Annotated in this window: 17 protein-coding genes and 1 tRNA gene; 11 read left to right on the top strand and 7 right to left on the bottom strand. The window is 69.0% G+C overall.

The genetic code is table 11. The features are described 5' to 3' along the window. The first annotated feature begins 14 nt into the window (after positions 1-14). Entirely contained in the window at positions 15-764 is a 750-nt protein-coding gene (locus DO944_RS10495) for a phosphoglyceromutase (protein WP_112617128.1), read from the top strand. Positions 765-830: 66 nt separating this feature from the next. Here DO944_RS10495 and phoU read toward each other — a convergent pair whose 3' ends face one another. Continuing rightward, positions 831-1,517, bottom strand: coding sequence for a phosphate signaling complex protein PhoU (phoU, locus tag DO944_RS10490; protein WP_112617127.1), 687 nt, complete (start codon positions 1,515-1,517; stop codon positions 831-833). Positions 1,518-1,688: 171 nt separating this feature from the next. Here phoU and DO944_RS10485 point away from each other — a divergent pair, with 171 nt between their 5' ends. Next, positions 1,689-2,897 (top strand): cell wall metabolism sensor histidine kinase WalK, encoded by a 1,209-nt coding sequence (locus DO944_RS10485; protein ID WP_112617126.1) that lies wholly within the window; start codon positions 1,689-1,691, stop codon positions 2,895-2,897. Further along, positions 2,894-3,577 carry a response regulator transcription factor gene (locus DO944_RS10480; RefSeq protein ID WP_112617125.1) on the top strand — a complete coding sequence of 228 codons (684 nt, stop codon included), beginning with the start codon at positions 2,894-2,896 and terminating at the stop codon, positions 3,575-3,577. Before DO944_RS10485 ends, DO944_RS10480 begins: the two co-directional genes overlap by 4 nt. A 77-nt stretch (positions 3,578-3,654) precedes the next feature. Here DO944_RS10480 and DO944_RS10475 read toward each other — a convergent pair whose 3' ends face one another. Continuing rightward, complete coding sequence (locus DO944_RS10475) at positions 3,655-4,188, bottom strand: DNA modification methylase (protein ID WP_112617124.1); 534 nt, start codon at positions 4,186-4,188, stop codon at positions 3,655-3,657. 155 nt (positions 4,189-4,343) lie between these two features. On the opposite strand from DO944_RS10475, the gene DO944_RS10470 reads away from it, so the two are divergent. Together DO944_RS10470 and ispD are read left to right on the top strand one after the other, a co-directional pair. Then, on the top strand, positions 4,344-4,826 hold the full coding sequence (locus tag DO944_RS10470) for a CarD family transcriptional regulator (protein ID WP_023954865.1): 483 nt from the start codon (positions 4,344-4,346) through the stop codon (positions 4,824-4,826). Further along, positions 4,780-6,030, top strand: a complete 1,251-nt coding sequence (gene ispD / locus DO944_RS10465) for a 2-C-methyl-D-erythritol 4-phosphate cytidylyltransferase (RefSeq protein ID WP_181574214.1) — start codon at positions 4,780-4,782, stop codon at positions 6,028-6,030. Before DO944_RS10470 ends, ispD begins: the two co-directional genes overlap by 47 nt. A gap of 106 nt (positions 6,031-6,136) precedes the next feature. On the opposite strand, the gene DO944_RS10460 is transcribed toward ispD, so the two are convergent. After that, positions 6,137-6,631: a GNAT family N-acetyltransferase gene (locus tag DO944_RS10460; protein WP_112617122.1), complete on the bottom strand. Its 495-nt coding sequence runs from the start codon at positions 6,629-6,631 to the stop codon at positions 6,137-6,139. A 1-nt stretch (position 6,632) separates the two neighbouring features. Continuing rightward, on the bottom strand, positions 6,633-7,553 hold the full coding sequence (locus DO944_RS10455) for a DMT family transporter (RefSeq protein ID WP_258524674.1): 921 nt from the start codon (positions 7,551-7,553) through the stop codon (positions 6,633-6,635). 81 nt (positions 7,554-7,634) lie between these two features. On the opposite strand from DO944_RS10455, the gene cysS reads away from it, so the two are divergent. The 4 genes from cysS to DO944_RS10435 all read left to right on the top strand — a co-directional run bounded on the left by cysS (position 7,635) and on the right by DO944_RS10435 (position 13,324). Further along, positions 7,635-9,038 (top strand): cysteine--tRNA ligase, encoded by a 1,404-nt coding sequence (gene cysS, locus DO944_RS10450; RefSeq protein ID WP_112617120.1) that lies wholly within the window; start codon positions 7,635-7,637, stop codon positions 9,036-9,038. Next, positions 9,031-10,020 carry a 23S rRNA (guanosine(2251)-2'-O)-methyltransferase RlmB gene (gene rlmB / locus DO944_RS10445; RefSeq protein ID WP_112617119.1) on the top strand — a complete coding sequence of 330 codons (990 nt, stop codon included), beginning with the start codon at positions 9,031-9,033 and terminating at the stop codon, positions 10,018-10,020. Before cysS ends, rlmB begins: the two co-directional genes overlap by 8 nt. 141 nt (positions 10,021-10,161) lie before the next feature. Beyond that, the gene (locus DO944_RS10440; RefSeq protein WP_396652024.1) at positions 10,162-12,630 is read left to right on the top strand and encodes a glycogen/starch/alpha-glucan phosphorylase; all 2,469 of its coding nucleotides are present in this window, start codon (positions 10,162-10,164) and stop codon (positions 12,628-12,630) included. Between the two features lie 55 nt (positions 12,631-12,685). Continuing rightward, entirely contained in the window at positions 12,686-13,324 is a 639-nt protein-coding gene (locus DO944_RS10435; RefSeq protein WP_112617118.1) for an NAD(P)-dependent oxidoreductase, read from the top strand. Positions 13,325-13,361: 37 nt separating this feature from the next. Here the strand turns inward: DO944_RS10435 and DO944_RS10430 are convergent, their stop codons facing one another. Together DO944_RS10430 and DO944_RS10425 are read right to left on the bottom strand one after the other, a co-directional pair. After that, entirely contained in the window at positions 13,362-14,666 is a 1,305-nt protein-coding gene (locus tag DO944_RS10430) for a DUF4032 domain-containing protein (protein ID WP_112617117.1), read from the bottom strand. A gap of 85 nt (positions 14,667-14,751) precedes the next feature. Further along, positions 14,752-15,855: an ABC transporter ATP-binding protein gene (locus DO944_RS10425; RefSeq protein ID WP_112617116.1), complete on the bottom strand. Its 1,104-nt coding sequence runs from the start codon at positions 15,853-15,855 to the stop codon at positions 14,752-14,754. A gap of 245 nt (positions 15,856-16,100) precedes the next feature. Between DO944_RS10425 and DO944_RS10420 the strand changes: the two genes are divergently transcribed. Together DO944_RS10420 and DO944_RS10415 are read left to right on the top strand one after the other, a co-directional pair. After that, on the top strand, positions 16,101-17,081 hold the full coding sequence (locus DO944_RS10420; RefSeq protein WP_112617115.1) for a thioredoxin domain-containing protein: 981 nt from the start codon (positions 16,101-16,103) through the stop codon (positions 17,079-17,081). A gap of 64 nt (positions 17,082-17,145) precedes the next feature. Then, positions 17,146-17,218 (top strand) — tRNA-Thr (locus tag DO944_RS10415). Positions 17,219-17,236: 18 nt separating this feature from the next. Here the strand turns inward: DO944_RS10415 and DO944_RS10410 are convergent. Continuing rightward, positions 17,237-17,584, bottom strand: coding sequence for a hypothetical protein (locus DO944_RS10410; RefSeq protein WP_112617114.1), 348 nt, complete (start codon positions 17,582-17,584; stop codon positions 17,237-17,239). Positions 17,585-17,766: the final 182 nt, after the last annotated feature.

The following is a 17,766-nucleotide window of genomic DNA, read 5'->3' as shown; positions in this document are numbered from 1 at the left end:
GATAGACTCGGAGCATGAGTGCGCCCTACACGCTGATCCTCCTCCGCCACGGGCAGAGCGAGTGGAACAAGTCCAACCAGTTCACCGGATGGGTCGACGTCCGACTGACCGACCAGGGCAAGGCCGAGGCCCAGCGCGGCGGTGAGCTGCTCGCCGAGGCGGGCCTGCTTCCCGACGTCCTGTACACATCGGTCCTCAGCCGCGCCATCCAGACCGCTCAGATCGCGCTCGATGCGGCCGACCGCCTCTGGATCCCGGTCAAGCGTTCGTGGCGTCTGAACGAGCGTCACTACGGCGCCCTGCAGGGCAAGGACAAGGCGCAGACCCTCGCGGAGTTCGGCAACGAGCAGTTCATGCTGTGGCGTCGTTCGTTCGACGTGCCGCCGCCGCCCCTCGCCGACGACGACCAGTACAGCCAGGTGAACGACCCGCGCTATGCCGACATCGACGGCGAGGTGCCCCGCACCGAGTCACTGAAGCTCGTCATCGACCGTCTGCTGCCCTACTGGGAGTCCGACATCGCCACGGACCTGCGTGCCGGCAAGACCGTGCTCGTCACCGCTCACGGCAACTCGCTCCGCGCGCTCGTCAAGCAGCTCGAGGGCATCAGCGACGACGACATCGCCGAGCTGAACATCCCCACCGGCATCCCGCTGGTCTACAAGCTCGACGAGGACCTGAAGCCGCTCGGTCCGGGCGAGTACCTCGACCCCGAGGCGGCCGCAGCGGGAGCTGCTGCCGTGGCCAACCAGGGCAAGGCATAAGTACGACACGCACGAAGGGGCGGTGCCGATCGGCACCGCCCCTTCGTCGTCGAGACCGGATGTCGGTCAGAGACCGCTCTCGTTCACGATGACGTTGATCGTCTCGGTGTCGGGGCGCCATTCACCCGTCGCGAGGTAGGCCACGCGCTTGCCGACCGTCACCGCGTGATCGGCGAAGCGCTCGTGGTACCGGCTGGCGAGGGTCGCGTCGACCGTGGCCGCGGCCTCGCCCTGCCAGTTCTCGCTGAGTACCTTCTCGAAGACGCTGAGGTGGAGGTCGTCGAGCCGGTCGTCGAGAGCACGCAGGGTCTCGACGAGCGCGAGGTCTTCCGAGCGCAGCAGCTCGGTCAGCGTGCGCGCGACCTCGACGTCGATCTCGCCCATCTTGGTGAAGGTGCCCTTGAGGCCCTTCGGGATCGCTCGCTCGGGGAAGCGCATGCGGGTGAGCTGCGCGATGTGCTCGGCGATGTCGCCCATGCGCTCGAGCGACGCACTCGTGCGCAGCGCCGAGACGACGATGCGCAGGTCACGGGCGACCGGCTGCTGGCGGGCGAGGATCTCGATCGCCAGCTCGTCGATCGCGATGGCCTTCTCATCGATCACGGCATCCGCGTCGATGACCTCTTCGGCGAGGGTGATGTCGCTCGTGCCGAATGCACGCGTGGCCTTCTCGATCGCGACGGTCACCAGCTCGGAGATCTCGACCAGGCGGGTCTGGACGTCCTCGAGGGACTGGTGGAACACTTCGCGCATCGGAGCACCTTTCCTTCTTGCGGAGACAGCACGACGCCGTACTCACGGCGACGCGATTGTCGCTCGACAAGGTTAACGAACGGTGCCGAGCCGATGAACATCCGCGCGAGTCGGGGTAGGAACGGCCGAGACGCGATGGGCGGACCCTGCGCCGCGTTCTAATCTGGAGGAATGAATCCGACGCAGCTCGCGCTGCTCGCCCTTCTCGCGGGCGTGTTCGTCGGCCTTCTCATCAGCGCCGTGGCCTTCCTCGCCTGGCGTGCTCGCGCTCAGGCGCAGGAACAGGCCGACGGCGAACTGCCTGCGGGCGCGCGTGAGGTTCTGGGCGCCCTCGACGAGGCTGCGCTCATCGTCGATGCGTCGTTCACGATCGTCGCGACGTCGCCCTCCGCCGAGCTGTTCGGTCTCTTCGAGGGCGAGTCGATCCCCGGAGACGAGCTGCGCGAGCTGCTGCGGTCCTCCCGCGGCGTGCCGCATTCCGAGACGGGAACGCTGAAGCTCCGACGCGGCGTCGCGCCGGCGGAACCGCGCCTCATCGTCGCGCGCGCCAGCAGCATCACGCCGCGTTTCACGCTCGTGCTGGTCCGCGACATCACCGAGCGCGAGCGGCTCGCCGAGATGCGCCGCGACTTCGTGGCCAACACGAGCCACGAGCTGAAGACACCGGTCGGAGCCGTCACTCTGCTCGCCGAGGCGATCGAGTCGGCCGCCGACGACCCGGAACAGGTGCGCTCGTTCGCCAGCAGGCTGAGCGCCGAGGCGATGCGGCTCGGCAACCTGACCTCGCGCATCATGAGCCTGTCTCGCCTGCAGTCCTCCGACGAGCTGACCGAGCTGCGCGACGTCGCGATCGACGAGGTCGTCACGTCGGCGATCGAGACGCACGCGATCGCTGCCGAGTCGGCGGGCGTCGCGCTCGTGCGCGGTGGCGACCGCGGGCTCTACGTCCGCGGCGACGTGCAGGTGCTGAGCGAAGCGGTGGGCAATCTCATCGCCAACGCCATCGTCTATTCGCCGCCGGCGAGCCAAGTGGGCGTGGGCATCCGTGGCAACGGCGACACGGTGGAGATCGCCGTCACCGACCGGGGCATCGGGATCCCCGAGAGTGAGCAGCAGCGCGTCTTCGAGCGCTTCTACCGGGCCGACTACGCCCGTTCCCGACGCACCGGGGGCACGGGGCTCGGGCTGTCGATCGTCAAGCACGCCGTCCAGCGCCACGGGGGCGAGGTCCAGCTGTGGTCGCGGCCGGGCCGCGGCTCCACGTTCACCATCCGCCTTCCCGCGATCGCCGCGCCCGACGGCGCGGCGCCGACGCCCAGGAAGACCAGAAAGAAGATCGCCCGGGCCCTTCCCGCCCGGACGAAGGGAGACCCATCATGACCCGTGTCCTGCTCGTGGAGGATGAGCCCGACCTCGCCGACCCGCTGGCCTACCTGCTGCGACGGGAAGGTTTCGAGGTCGAGATCGCCGAGGACGGACCCGCTGCGCTCGAGGCTTTCGAGTCGCGTGGTGCCGACATCGTGCTGCTCGACCTCATGCTGCCCGGGATGCCGGGAACCGAGGTGTGCCGCATCATCCGGACGACGTCGAAGATCCCGATCATCATGCTCACGGCCAAGGACTCCGAGGTCGACATCGTCGTCGGGCTCGAATTGGGCGCCGACGATTACGTGACGAAGCCGTACTCGTCGCGCGAGCTGCTGGCGCGGATGCGGGCTGTGCTGCGCCGTGCGGCGACCGCAGAGGTCGATGTCGACGAACGCGTGCTCGTCGGCGGGCGGGTCACGATCGACCTCGACCGTCACACGGTCGCCGTGGACGGCAGCGTGATCAACATGCCGCTCAAGGAGTTCGAGCTGCTCGAAGTGCTGATGCGCAACGCTGGACGTGTCATGACCCGCGGCCAGCTGATCGACCGCGTGTGGGGCAGCGACTACTTCGGTGACACGAAGACCTTGGACGTGCACATCAAGCGCATCCGCTCGCGTATCGAGAGCGACCCGGGGCAGCCGTCGATGCTGCTCACCGTTCGGGGCCTCGGCTATCGATTCGAAGGCTGACGCTCGCGAGCGCGATGAAAAGAGAGGGCCCGGCGATGAACGCCGGGCCCTCTCGTCGCGTCAGATGCGCCGAGTCGTCACGGGGTCGGGCTGGCCGACGGGGTGGGCGTCGCCGTTGGAGTGGGCGTGGCCGACGGGGTCGGCGTCTCGAGCGGGACGTACTCGGTGTAGTAGGGAAGCTTGCCGTCGAGGACGGGCACGTCGATGCGTACGCCCTCGGCGTCGCCCGACTGGAACGACATCGGAAGGGTCGCGCCGGGCTTGGTGTCGATGCCGTCGAGCAGGATCGGCTCGTTGCCGTCGACGCCCAGGCTGATGCTGTCGCGGGCCGGGACCTCGATCTCGGTGGTGACGCCGTCGAACCCGAAGATGAGCGTGTGGTCCTCGTCGGTGGGGTTGACGATGGCGGCGAGGAAGTTGCCGGCCGTGCCGGACTCGTCGGCGATGACCATCGCGTTGCGGACGTCGAGCGGGCCGGACGGCGGGATGTTCACGCCGTCCGAAGCGGAGAAGTCGATCGTGGTCGCCTGCGGCGCGATCATGCTGCAGCCGGCGGCTCCCAGGGTCAGGGCGGCGCCCACGGCAATCGAAGCGACGATTCGCAGTTTCACGGATCCTCCAGGCAGGCAGACGGCGTCCTCAGCAGTCTAGAGGGTGACGAGGCTGGTCCGCCGACATCGGCTGGACGCTGCGGGGCATAAGCGGCGGCAAACCTTACTGTATGCCCCCTGTGTTATCCTGGATGTTGCCGAAGGGATATAACTCCATGCTTTTTGAGGTTGGCGAAACCGTCGTCTACCCCCACCACGGGGCAGCCACGATCATCGAGGTCAAGGACCGGATCATCAAGGGCGAGACGAAGAAATACCTGAAGCTCAACGTCACCCAGGGAGACCTCATCATCGAGGTCCCGGCTGACAACGTCGACCTGGTCGGCGTTCGCGACGTCATCGGCAAGGACGGTCTCGAGCGCGTGTTCGACGTCCTGCGCGCTCCCTTCACCGAAGAGCCGACCAACTGGTCGCGTCGGTATAAGGCCAACCTCGAGAAGCTCGCCTCGGGCGATGTCATCAAGGTGAGCGAAGTCGTTCGCGACCTGTGGCGTCGCGACCAGGACCGTGGCCTGTCCGCGGGTGAGAAGCGCATGCTCGCCAAGGCGCGTCAGATCCTCGTCTCCGAGATCGCGCTCGCGCTGAAGGCCGATGAGGACCACGCTTCGGGCGTCCTCGACGAGGTCCTCGCCTCCTGAGGCCGATCCGGCATCCGCTGCCGTGGGCATCATCCCCGTTCCGCGCGTCGCTATCGTCGTCGTCGCGGCCGGTTCCGGAACACGATTGTCGGCCGGGGCGCCGAAGGCTTTCGTCGGTATCGACGAGCATTCGATCCTGAGGCACGCCCTCGACGGCATTGCCGCGGCGCCGGCGGCGCAGGTCGTGATCGTCGTTCCCCACGGGCGTCAGGGCGACGCGCTGACCGAGGCGGAAGCGGCATTCGGCGGGCGGTCTGATCTCGTCTCGGTCGTCGTCGGTGGGCAGACGCGGCAGCAGTCGGTCGCCGCGGGGCTCGCAGCACTGTGGGCCGACGTTGAGACCGTCCTCGTCCATGACGCCGCTCGCGCCCTCACCCCGCCGGATGTCTTCGAACGGGTGATCGCCGAAGTCGAACGCACCGGCGCCGGGGTCGTCCCCGCCCGACCGGTCGTCGATACGCTCAAACGCGTGACCGGCGCCGTGGTCGACGAAGCCGTCGATCGCGCTCCGCTCGTAGCGGCACAGACCCCCCAGGGTTTCCCCCGCGCTCTCCTCGAGGCGGCGTACGCCGCGGCGGCCGAGGAGTACACGGACGACGCCGCCCTGTTCGCGGCCGCCGGTCACCCCGTCCACACGGTGATGGGCGACGACCTGTCGTTCAAGATCACCACGCCCGCCGACCTCGATCGAGCGCGTCACCTGTTGCGGCCGACGACTGCGGCGGAATCCGTGATCCCGCTCGTCGGTATCGGTACCGACGTCCACGCCTTCGGGGGAGACGGGGCATTGCGGCTGGCCGGGCTCGATTGGCCCGGTGAGGCCGGACTGCGCGGACACTCCGACGGTGACGCCGTCGCCCACGCGATCGTCGACGCGGTGCTCGCGGCCGCGGGCCTCGGCGATATCGGCACCCACTTCGGCGTCGACCGTCCCGAATACGCGGGTGCCTCGGGCGTCGTCTTCCTGCGGCGGGTGCGCGAGCTCGTGTCTGAGGCCGGGTTCGCGATCGGCAACGTCTCGGTTCAGGTGCAGGCCAACCGCCCGCGATTCGCGCCCCGCCGTGCCGAAGCCGAGGCGGTCTTGACGGATGCCCTCGGGGCGCCGGTTTCCGTCGCCGCGACGACGACCGACGGGCTCGGGTTCACCGGCACCGGCGAAGGCGTCTCAGCGACCGCCGTCGCCCTCGTTCACCGCATCCGCTGACGGGTCGACCGTCATCGGCACGGGTAGGGCGCAGTTGCGCGGATGAAGCGCGGTTCGAGCTGCGCCTGATGTATCGAGGTGCGCCCGACGTCGACCGCGCTGCGGCTCAGCGAGCAGCCGACTCGGTCGCGGGATCGAGGTCGCGCGTCATGAACACCGACAGCGGATCGAGGGAGTAATCGCCGAAGGGCGGGCAGTACGAGAACCCGGCGCTCTCGTAGAGTCCGCGTGCCGGGACGAAATCCGCCCCGGAGCCGGTCTCGAGCCAGAGCGAGCGGATGCCGGCGTCCCGGGCTTCCCGCTCGAGGTGCTGCAGCATCGCGCGCCCGAGCCCGCGCCCGACGAAGGCCTCCGAGACGCGCATGGATTTGATCTCCGCGCGGTCGCTGCCGAAGACCTTGAACGCTCCGACGGCGGCGATCTCGTCGCCGAGCCAAGCCGAGTACACCCGCACGGAGGGATGCTGCAGCGCCGTCAGGTCGAGTGCGTGCACGCTCTCGACGGGCGTGTTCGCGAGCATGCCGGCCAGATGCGCGGCCAGCAGCCCGCGCGTCGCGAGGCCGGAGAGATCATCTCGGACGATGGTGAGCGATTCCGTCATGTCAGGCCTCCAGGGGTGTCGGGGCGGGGTTGCTACGAGAGCGCGAGGTCGCGGCGAGCAGCACCAGGCCCGCGGCGAGCACCGCCAGCCCAACGAGCGCGAGCGGAGCGAGACGTTCGCCGAGCAGGATGACGCCGAGCAGACTCGCCGTCAGCGGTTCGGCGAGGGTGAGAGTCGCCGCGGTCGCGGCGCTCAGACCGCCGAGCCCCCAGGTGAACAGGGCGTAGGCGAGCGCGACGGTCGCGAGCCCGAGCCAGAGAGCCATCGCCCAGCCGCGGGGGTCGGTGAGCCAGCCCATGTCGGTGAAGGGAAGCATCGCGACGCCGCACGCCGCAGCTCCGGCTCCCATCGCGCCCGAGACGGTGAAGGCGTCCCAGCCGCCGGAGATCAGCCGCCGCTGCGCGTTGGCGATCACCGCGAACGAGGCGCCCGCCCCGAGTGACCCCAACACGCCGAGACCGTCCGCCCCCGCCGAGCCGCCTCCCGCGACGGCGAGCAGGGCGACTCCGGCCGTGGCCAGGGCGGTCGCGGTCATCCACGACGTCGTCGGCCGCCGCCTCGTGAGGGCCCACTCGAGCAGTCCCGCCAGCACCGGCGCGGATCCGAGCGCGATGACCGTCCCGACGGCGACACCGTTGCGCGCCGTGCCGAGGAAGAACAACGGCTGGTAGAGGGCGAGGCAGAGCCCGGTCAGTGCCATGAGGGCGACGGCGCGTGAACTCGTGACCGGGCGGATGCCGTCGCGAGCGAAGCGTGCGCGCTGTCTTCGGGCCCCGACCGAAAGGCCGACGGCAGCGAGCGCCGTGCCGCCGACGATGAGCCGGGCGGCGCCGACCCCCAGCGGTGTGGTGCTTTCGGGGCCGAGGGCCTGTGCGGTGCCGGTCGTGCCGAACAGCACTGCCGCGGCGAGGACGGCGATCACGGGCAGCACCCTCCAGTTCTACCGCGTCTCGGAACGCGCTCATGCCACGGCGGCGTGGCAGCCCGCCGGTAGGCTGGTGCAGTGACCGTTCGCCTCTACGACACCCGCGCGCAGGCGCTGCGCGATTTCGCGCCGCGCGACCCGTCGAACGTCACGGTCTACGTCTGCGGTCCGACGGTCCAGTCGGGGCCCCACATCGGCCATGTCCGGGCCGCTGTCGGGTTCGACATCCTGCGTCGCTGGCTCGAGTACCGTCACGGGCGGGTGACCTTCGTCCGCAACGTCACCGACATCGACGACAAGATCCTCGCCAATGCCACGGACGCCGAGCCCTGGTGGGCGCTCGCCTACCGGATCGAGCTCGAGTTCACTCGCGCCTATGCGGCGGTCGGCGTGCTCGCACCGACGTACGAGCCGCGCGCCACGGCATCCGTTCCGCAGATGATCGAGCTCATCGAGACCCTCATCGAGCGCGGCCACGCCTATGCGGCGCCGGACGGATCGGGAGACGTGTACTTCGATGTGCGGTCGTGGCCCGAGTACGGCTCGCTGACGCGCCAGTCGCTCGATGCGATGGAGGCCGCGGCGGACGCCGACCCCCGAGGCAAGCGCGATCCGCGCGACTTCGCCCTGTGGAAGGGCGCCAAGCCCGACGAGCCGTCGGATGCCGCCTGGAGCGCCCCCTGGGGATTCGGCCGTCCCGGGTGGCACATCGAGTGCTCGGCGATGAGCCGGCGCTACCTCGGCGGCGAGTTCGACATCCACGGCGGCGGGCTCGACCTGCGCTTCCCCCACCACGAGAACGAGCTCGCGCAGTCCACCGCCGCGGGTGACGCCTTCGCGCGCTACTGGATTCACAACGGCCTCGTCACGGTCGGCGATCAGAAGATGTCGAAGTCGCTCGGCAACTTCCTGCTCGCCGACGATGTGCTGCGTGAGCGCGACCCCCGCGTCGTGCGATACGCGCTCGGAGCCGCCCACTACCGATCGAGCCTCGACCTGACCTCACAGAGTTTCGATGAGGCGGAGGCGGCGCTTGCCCGCATCCAGGCGTTCCTGCAGCGCGCCGCGCGCCTGCTTCCCGACGCATCAGCGCCTCGCGAGGTCGACCTTCCCGCCGCCTTCGCCTCGGCGATGGACGACGATCTCGCCGTCCCGCAGGCGCTCGCCGTGCTCCATGAGACGGTCCGGGCGGGCAACACCGCTCTCGACGCGGGCGATCGAGACGCAGTGGCGCATGCCGTCGCAGCCGTCTCGGGAATGCTCGCTGTGCTCGGACTCGACGCCGCCGGCGAGGCGCGCGGCGACGACGCCGAGACCATCGCTCTCGATGCGCTCGTGCGCACCATGATCGACCAGCGCGCCGAGGCGCGCGCCACCAAGGACTGGGCGACGGCCGACCGCATCCGCGACGCGATCGCGGCGGCCGGCATCGTCCTCGAAGACGGTCCCGAGGGGACCCATTGGAGTGTGAACCGTGGCTAAGCCAGGAAACCCGTCCGCCGGACGCGGCAAGAAGAAGGGCCCCACCAAGGGCACCGGCGGCAAGAACCGTCGCTCGCTCGAGGGGCGCGGCCCGACCCCCAAGGCCGAAGACCGCGCCTGGCACCCCGCCGGCAAGCGGAAGGCCGCCCAGGAGCGCTACATCGCCGCCGGCGGCAAGCCGCAGCAGCGCCAGGGCAGCTCGAACCGCGCGCCGAAGTCGAAGTCGGGTGACGACACCGAGACGGTCACCGGCCGCAACAGCGTCCTCGAGGCGCTGCGCGCCAAGATCCCCGCCACCGCCTTCTACATCGCGCAGCGCGTCGAGATGGACGACCGCGTCAAGGAGATGCTGTCGATCGCCACGAACCGCGGCATCCCCGTGCTCGAGGTCACGCGGCAGGAGCTCGACCGCATGGCCGGGTTCGACGGCGTGCACCAGGGCGTCGCGATCAAGGTGCCCCCGTACGAGTACGGCCACCCGCAGGATCTTCTCGAGCAGGTCATCGACTCGGGCGAGACTCCGCTGCTCGTCGCGCTCGACGGCGTCACCGACCCCCGCAACCTCGGGGCGATCATGCGTTCGGCGGCCGCCTTCGGCAGCCAGGGCGTCATCGTGCCGCAGCGCCGCTCGGCGGGCGTCAACTCCGCCGCGTGGAAGACCAGCGCCGGCGCGGCCGCGCGCATCCCGGTCGTGATCGCACCGAACCTGACGACCACGCTCAAGGAGTTCAAGAAGCAGGGCGTCTTCGTACTCGGTCTCGATGGCGGGGGAGACGTCTCGCTGCCGGCGCTGCAGCTGGCCGACCGCCCGGTCGTCATCGTCGTGGGCTCGGAGGGCAAGGGGCTCTCGCGTCTCGTGACGGAGACGTGCGACCAGGTCGTCTCGATCCCCATCTCGTCGGCGACCGAGTCGCTCAACGCCGGTATTGCGGCGTCCGTCGCGCTCTACCAGGTCGCCACGATCCGCGCCGCCCAGGAGTGATCGCGGTGACGCCGGCTGTGACCGAGCGATGACCTTCCTGTAAATTCCGGGAGGTCCATCGGAGACGACCCCGCGGGATGACGATCCAGCGGGTAGTTTCGAAGCGTGAGCGAGAACGACAACACCTCCGGCTCCCGCACGATCGTCGCGACCCACCCGCTGGCGCTCGCGCCGGTGAGCTCGCCTCCGGCCACGGTCGACGGTTTCGTGCGTGAGTTCCTGCTGAACCTCAACATGGAGCGCGGCGTCGCACTGTCGGCGGCCACCGAGACCGACAAGTACATGGCGCTCGCGGCGACCGTCCGCGATTACCTCGTCGCGCGGTGGCTCGAAGATCAGCGACGTCAGCGCGAGGACCAGCGGAAGGCCGTCTGCTACCTGTCGGCGGAGTACCTGCTCGGGCGCCAGCTCGACAACAACCTGCTCGCGTCGGGGCTCACCGACATCGCCACCGAAGCACTGGCGGCGTGCGGCGTCGACATCGACACGATGCGTGCCCACGAGGTCGAGCCGGGCCTCGGCAACGGCGGTCTCGGGCGGCTGGCCGCGTGCTTCGTCGACTCGCTGGCCACCCTCAGCGTGCCGAGCATCGGCTACGGCATCCGCTACGAATACGGCATCTTCCGGCAAGTGTTCCGGGGCGGCGAGCAGATCGAGAAGCCGGATGCCTGGCTCGCACTCGGCTCGCCGTGGGAGTTCCGTCACCCCGAAGCGGCGCAGACTGTGTCGTTCGCGGGTCACACCGAGACCTACGACGATGACGGCGTCATCCGCAGCCGGTGGGTGCCGGCCTGGAGCGTCCGTGCCGTGCCCTACAACTACATGGTCCCCGGCTACCAGAACGGTCGGGTGAACACCCTCCGCCTCTGGAGCGCCGAGGCGACGAAGGCCTTCGACCTGCGCACCTTCAACAGCGGCGACTACGTCGAGGCGGTGCGCGCGCAGACCTTCGCCGAGAACATCTCGAAGGTCCTCTACCCCGAGGACTCCACTCCGCAGGGCAAGGAGCTGCGCCTGCAGCAGCAGTACTTCTTCGTCGCGGCATCCATCGCCGACTACATGACGAAGGTGCTGCCGGAGGACTTCGATCTCGAGGATCTGCCCGACCGCGTCATCTTCCAGCTCAACGACACCCACCCCGTCATCGCCGTCCCCGAGATGATGCGCGTGCTGGTCGACGAGCGGAAGCTCGACTGGGATGCCGCGTGGGCGATCACCCAGAAGTGCTTCGCCTACACCTGCCACACCCTGCTGCCCGAGGCGCTCGAGGTCTGGTCGGTCGATCTGCTCGGTCGCCTGCTGCCGCGGCATCTCGAGATCATCTACCGCATCAACGACGAGTTCCTGCTGCGCGTGCGCGAGCGGTTCGGCGACGACGAGCAGCGTCTGCGCGACATGTCGATCGTCTCCGAGCACCGGGCCGTGCGCATGGCCTACCTCGCGACGGTCGCCGGGGCGAAGGTGAACGGTGTCGCCGAGCTGCACTCGCAGCTGCTGCGCGAGAATGTGCTGCATCAGTTCGACGAGATGATGCCCGAGAAGTTCACGAACGTCACGAACGGCGTCACGCCGCGCCGGTTCATGCGGCTCGCGAACCCGAAGCTCTCCGAACTCATCACGGCCGCGCTCGGCACGGGCTGGCTCACCGACCTCGAGCGGTTGCGTGAACTCGAGTCGTACGCGGAGGACCCGGACTTCCGCGCTGCCTTCGCCGACGTGAAGGCCGCGAACAAGCGGCGCCTCAACGACGTTCTGATGAAGCGCGACGGCTTCGAGATCGCCGACGACCATCTGCTGGACGTCATGGTCAAGCGGCTGCACGAGTACAAGCGTCAGACGCTGAAGCTGCTGCACATCGTCACCCTCTACGAGCGTGTCGTGTCGGGCCGAGTGGCGATATCCGACCTGCAGCCGCGCACCTTCATCTTCGGCGCGAAGGCGGCTCCCGGCTACGCGATGGCCAAGCGGGTGATCCATCTCATCAACGCGGTCGGCGCCGTCGTCAACAACGACCCGCGCCTCGAGGGGCGCCTCAAGGTCGTCTTCCCGCCGAACTACAACGTCACCCTCGCCGAGCGGGTCATCCCCGCCGCCGACCTGTCGGAGCAGATCTCGCTGGCCGGCAAGGAGGCTTCGGGCACGGGCAACATGAAGTTCGCCCTGAACGGCGCGCTCACCATCGGCACCGATGACGGCGCGAACGTGGAGATCCGTGAGCTCGTCGGTGACGACAACTTCTTCCTGTTCGGCATGAGCGAGCCCGAGGTCGAGGAACTCTGGGCCGCCGGCTACCGGCCGGGAGAGTTCGCCCAGGCTGACGACGAGCTGCGCCGTGCCCTGGACCTGATCGGGTCGGGCGCGTTCTCGGAGGGCGACCGCTCGACCTTCGAGCCCGTCGTTTCGAACCTGCTCTACGACGACCGGTTCATGGTGCTGGCCGACTACACGTCGTACATCGCGGCGCAGGAGCGGGTGGATGCCGCCTACGCCGACCGCGATGCCTGGACCCGTTCGGCCATCCTGAACGTCGCCCGCACGGGTTTCTTCTCGTCGGACCGCTCCATCCGCGATTACATCGACCGTATCTGGCACACCCAGCCCGCTCGCTGACTCGCCACACGCGCGGACCGCGGTCTGCGCTCGACATCCAACGGAGGTAACAGTCATGGCACGCATCGCTGTCATCGGAGGCACCGGCTACGCCGGCAGCCACATCGTCGAGGAAGCCGTGTCGCGCGGCCACACCGTGGTCTCGGTCGCCCGCAAGGTTCCCGCTGAGCGCGTCGAGGGTGCGACCTACCTCGAAGGCACCCTGCTCGACGTGCCGGCGCTCGTCGGTCAGCTCGAGGGCGTCGATATCGTGGTCTCCGCCGTCGCGCCGCGCGGCGACATGCAGGGCCAGGTGCGCCCGAACACGGCGCTGCTGGTCGAGAGTCTTCCCGAGAACGTGCGCGTCGGCGTGGTCGGCGGCGCGGGTGGCAGCCTCGTCGCGCCGGGCGGTCCGCGCCTGATCGACAGCGGCTTCCCCGAGGAGTTCAAGGACGAGGCGCTCGAGGCGATCGGCATCCTCGAAGATCTGCAGGCCGACGAGAGCGGTCGCGACTGGTTCTTCATCCACCCCGCCGGCGGCTTCGGCTCATTCAACCCGGGCGAGCGCACCGGACACTATCGCGACGGTGGAGACGTGCTCGTGACCGACGAGAACGGCGACTCGTCCATCTCGGGCGCCGACTTCGCCATCGCGGTCGTCGACGAGATCGAGAACCCGAAGCACGTCCGCGAGCGCTTCACCGTCGGCTACTGACCGGCGGCACGCCCTCGAAGCGCGGGCGACCGGGCGCTCAGACCAGGTCGCGCCAGTCGACCTCCGCCTCGTCGTCGTCGACCGGGACGGAATCGGTGACGATCGGCACCGACATCGTCTCGGTCGGCGGCCCCATGACGGTCGCCTCGTCGCGCCGGTGACGGAGCACGTTCTCGACGTACGACGACAGCACCTCCGCGAGGGGAACGGACCGCCCCTCGGTCTGCGAGAGGTACCAGCGGTGCTCGAGCACCTGATGGAAGAGCTCCGCCGGTTCGAGCTTGGCGCGCAGGTCCCAGGGCACGGAGAGGACGACGGGCTCGAACACGCGGGTGAGCCACTCGTGCGCGACCATCTCCTCGTTCGACCCGAGGCGTGACACACGCGCGCTGAACTCGTCGAGGTCGTTGAGCAGACGGCGGGCCTGATTCTCCTCGACATCCAGTCCCGTCAGGCGGAGCAGGCGACGCTGGTGGTGGCCGGCGTCGACGACCTTCGGTTGGATCGATACGCGTGTGCCGTCGGCGGCCGCGTCGATCGACATCTCGCCGATGTCGAACCCGAGCGAGTTGAGCTTCTGGACGCGCTCGGTGATGCGCCACGACTCGTTCGCCGAGAACGTCTCCTGGTCGGTGAGGGCCGCCCACAGGGAGTGGTACGACGACATGATGCCGTCGGCGATCGCGATGGCGTCCACACCGCCCTCGAGGCGGCCACCGGCTTCGAGGTCCATGATCTCGCCGGCGATGTTCGTGCGTGCGATGTCGAGGTCGTGCATCCGCTGACCGCGCGTGAGGCCCCGCTCGTGCAGCTCGCCGGTCTCGGCGTCGACCAGGTACGCGGCGAACGCGCCGGCGTCGCGGCGGAAGAGCGTGTTCGACAGCGAGACGTCGCCCCAGAAGAAGCCGACGTTGTGCAGGCGCACGAGGAGCACGGCGAGGGCGTCGACGAGACGCGTCGCCGTGTCGGGACGCAGCACCTGGGTGAAGAGGGCGCGGTAGGGGAGGGAGAACTTCAGGTGGGCCGTGACGAGGGCAGCCGGCAGTTCCTCGCCGTTCTCGTCGCGACGTCCGTCGATGACTGCGACGCGCTCGACGCAGGGCACGTCGAGGCGCTGCAGCGAGCCGAGCATCTCGTACTCGCGCCGAGCCATCGTCGCCGTCGTCTCCTTGATCGCCACGACGCGTCCGGACAGGTTCGCGAAGCGCACGAGGTGACGCGAGATGCCCTTGGGAAGGTAGACGATGTCGGGCGTCGACCAATCGGCGAGGGTCGTCGACCAGGGGAGGGCGAGCAGACCCGGGTCGACGCTGCTGGCAGTGATCGAGAGCGAGGCGGTCACGGATTCTCCGATCGGATGTGAGGCGCAAAGACTGCGGCGCGGGCGACCAGAGGCCACCCGCGCCGCAGCGTACGAAGATACCGGATCAGGCCGAAGCGATGGCCTTGTCGGTGAGGCGCTCGCCGGTCTCGCCGTCGAACACGTGAACGTGTCCGGTGACGGGAGCCAGGACGACCTTGTCGCCCGCGTTCGGGTGACGGCGGCCGTCGACGCGCGCGACGATGTCGGTGCGCTTGCCGTTGATGTCGGTGTGGCCGTAGAGGTAGCCGTCAGCACCGAGCTCCTCGACCAGGTCGACGTCGACGGTCAGGCCCTGGCCGTCCTCGGGGTTGACGATGATGTCCTCGGGGCGGATGCCGATCGTGACCGTCGAACCGTGTGCCTTGCCGAGCGTGTCGGCCTCGACCGCGGCGACCTTGGTGCCGAACTGCACACCGCCCTCGGCGAGCGACGCCGTGAACAGGTTCATGGCGGGCGAGCCGATGAAGCCGGCGACGAAGACGTTGTTCGGCTTCTCGTACAGGTCGCGCGGGGTGCCGACCTGCTGCAGGATGCCGTCCTTGAGGACCGCGATGCGATCACCCATGGTGAGGGCCTCGGTCTGGTCGTGCGTGACGTAGACCGTGGTGACCCCGAGGCTGCGCTGCAGCGAAGCGATCTGGGTGCGCGTCTGGACGCGGAGCTTGGCGTCGAGGTTCGACAGCGGCTCGTCCATGAGGAACACCTGGGGCTTGCGGACGATGGCGCGGCCCATCGCGACGCGCTGACGCTGACCACCCGAGAGGGCCTTCGGCTTGCGGGTCAGGTACTCCTCGAGGTCGAGGAGCTTGGCGGCCTCGAGCACGCGCTGCGCGCGCTCTTCCTTGCCGACACCGGCGATCTTGAGCGCGAAGCCCATGTTCTCGGCGACCGTCATGTGCGGGTAGAGCGCGTAGTTCTGGAAGACCATCGCGATGTCGCGGTCCTTCGGGGGAACGTCGGTGACGTCGCGCTCACCGATGCGGATGCTGCCCGAGTTGACCTCTTCGAGGCCGGCGAGCATGCGCAGCGAGGTGGACTTTCCGCAACCGGAGGGGCCGACCAGGACGAGGAACTCGCCGTCGCCCACTTCGAGGTTGAGCTTGTCGACCGCGGGGCGCGTGCCACCGGGGTACAGACGGGTTGCGTTGTCGAAAGTGACAGTCGCCATCGTTTCTTCTCCTTCACCGGCAGGTACGTGCCGGACGATCCGTTGTGAATGGAACGGGGTCGCCCCCGTACGCCCCTCATCGGGCGCGCTCTCAGTATGGCACGGGCGCGGGCGTGCGGGAGACAACGCATTCCGGGTGGTGCTCTGGGCTTTCCCAGGCTGGCTGATTACCATCGAGTGACCCGTGAGGCCCGTCGCGAGTCGCCCCGCGCGGCCTCATCCTTACTTCTGTTCCCCGAGGTTCCATGTCTTCTGACGACACTCCTGACGCTCCCGAATCGCCGGCAGTCATCGACCGTCGCGAGGCGGTGCGCGAGAAGGCGCTGCAGGTTCACACCCGGCAGTCGCGTGCGCGCATCGCGCGTCGCTCGGGTCTCGGGGTGCTCGCCGTCGGAGTCGTGGCAGCCGCAGCGGTGGCCGTCACCATGACCGTCTCGAGCGCCGGCAGCAAGCCGCAGCTCGAGCCCGCCACCGCGTCGGGCGACGGCTTCGTCGTCGCCGACGTCGTCAATACCTCGGTCTCCACCGACATCGCCGCCGAGACCGACGCGTCCGCGCCTGCCGAGCCCGCCCCGGATGCCGCGGCCGCGACTCCCGCCGAGGGCCTTCCGACTCCGACCTCCACGACGGCACCGCCCGTCGAGATCCGGGTCTACGTCGACTACCTCTCCGCCGGCGCGCGCGAGTGGCAGGTCGCCAATGCGCAGCAGCTGACCTCGTGGGTCGACGACGGTGCGGTCACGCTCAGCTACTACCCGGTCGCGATGCTGACGGCGAAGTCGAACGGAACGAAGTACTCGCTCCGTGCGGCCAGCGCTGCAGCGTGCGTTGCGACGAACGCGCCCGACGCCTTCTTCGCGTTCAACAACGAACTGCTGACGCGTCAGCCCGAGGTCGACTCCGACGGCTACTCCGACACCGAGCTCGCCAACATGGCGCAGGCTTCCGGCGTCGACTCGACCCGCGTCGTCCGCGACTGCATCGAGTCGGGCTCGTACGCCGCATGGGCGAAGTCGGCGACCGAGCGCGCCGTCGCCGGCATCCCCGACACGAATGGACTGGCGCTGACCGGAACACCGATGGTGCTCGTCAACGGCAAGCAGTACATCGGCGACCTGAGCGACCCGGCCGAGTTCTCGCAGTTCGTGCTGACGACCGCGAGCGACGCGTACTACAAGTCCGCGCCCACCCCGACTCCGACGCCGACCGAGGCGCCCGCGTCCTGACGGGCCGCCTCAGCGCCGCCGACGTTTCGGCGCCGCTCGCGTCCGTCGCTAGACTGGACGCCTTGCCGACTTGGCGCAATTGGTAGCGCACCGTACTTGTAATACGGGGGTTACGGGTTCGAGTCCCGTAGTCGGCTCCGTGACCCCGTCCGGTGTCAGTAGCCGTCGAGATCAGGGTCCCAGTCGTCGGTCTCGATCGGCGACATCGGCTGCGCCTGTCCGGCCGGGCGCCGATAGGGGTAGTGCGGGTTCATCCGGAGCAGGGTGGCACCGGTCGAGAAGTCCGGTTCGTCTCCGTGCCACGGAGCGGGCTCGGACATCATCGCGATGCCGGGCCCGAGGATGAGTTCGACGCTGCTGTTCGCCGAATCGCCACTCGCGACGGGAATCGTCACCCGCTCGGAGTGTGCAAGGTTCGCGAGGGCGACGTTGAGTCGGAGCAACACGTCGGCGACGTCGTCCGTCGTGAGGACGACGCCCGTTCCGTAGTGGATCCGACGCACCGGACAATTGTCGTCGGGCGGCGAAAGTGCGCAAGGTGGCTTGCGCGAGCGGGGGAGTGCGACGCATCATTTGCGCCCTCGGCGCAGTCACCCGACGCCCCGACGGGCGCGGTACATTTTGGTCAGCCGCTCGGACGCTCAGGCGTCACAGGAGCCCCCGGTCCGGGGCGGGTCGGAACCGC

Source organism: Microbacterium sp. SMR1 (genome assembly GCF_003289625.1).
Lineage (GTDB): Bacteria > Actinomycetota > Actinomycetes > Actinomycetales > Microbacteriaceae > Microbacterium > Microbacterium plantarum.
The sequence above is the reverse complement of the archived record's forward strand: the minus strand, read 5'-3'. Positions and strand labels throughout refer to the sequence as shown.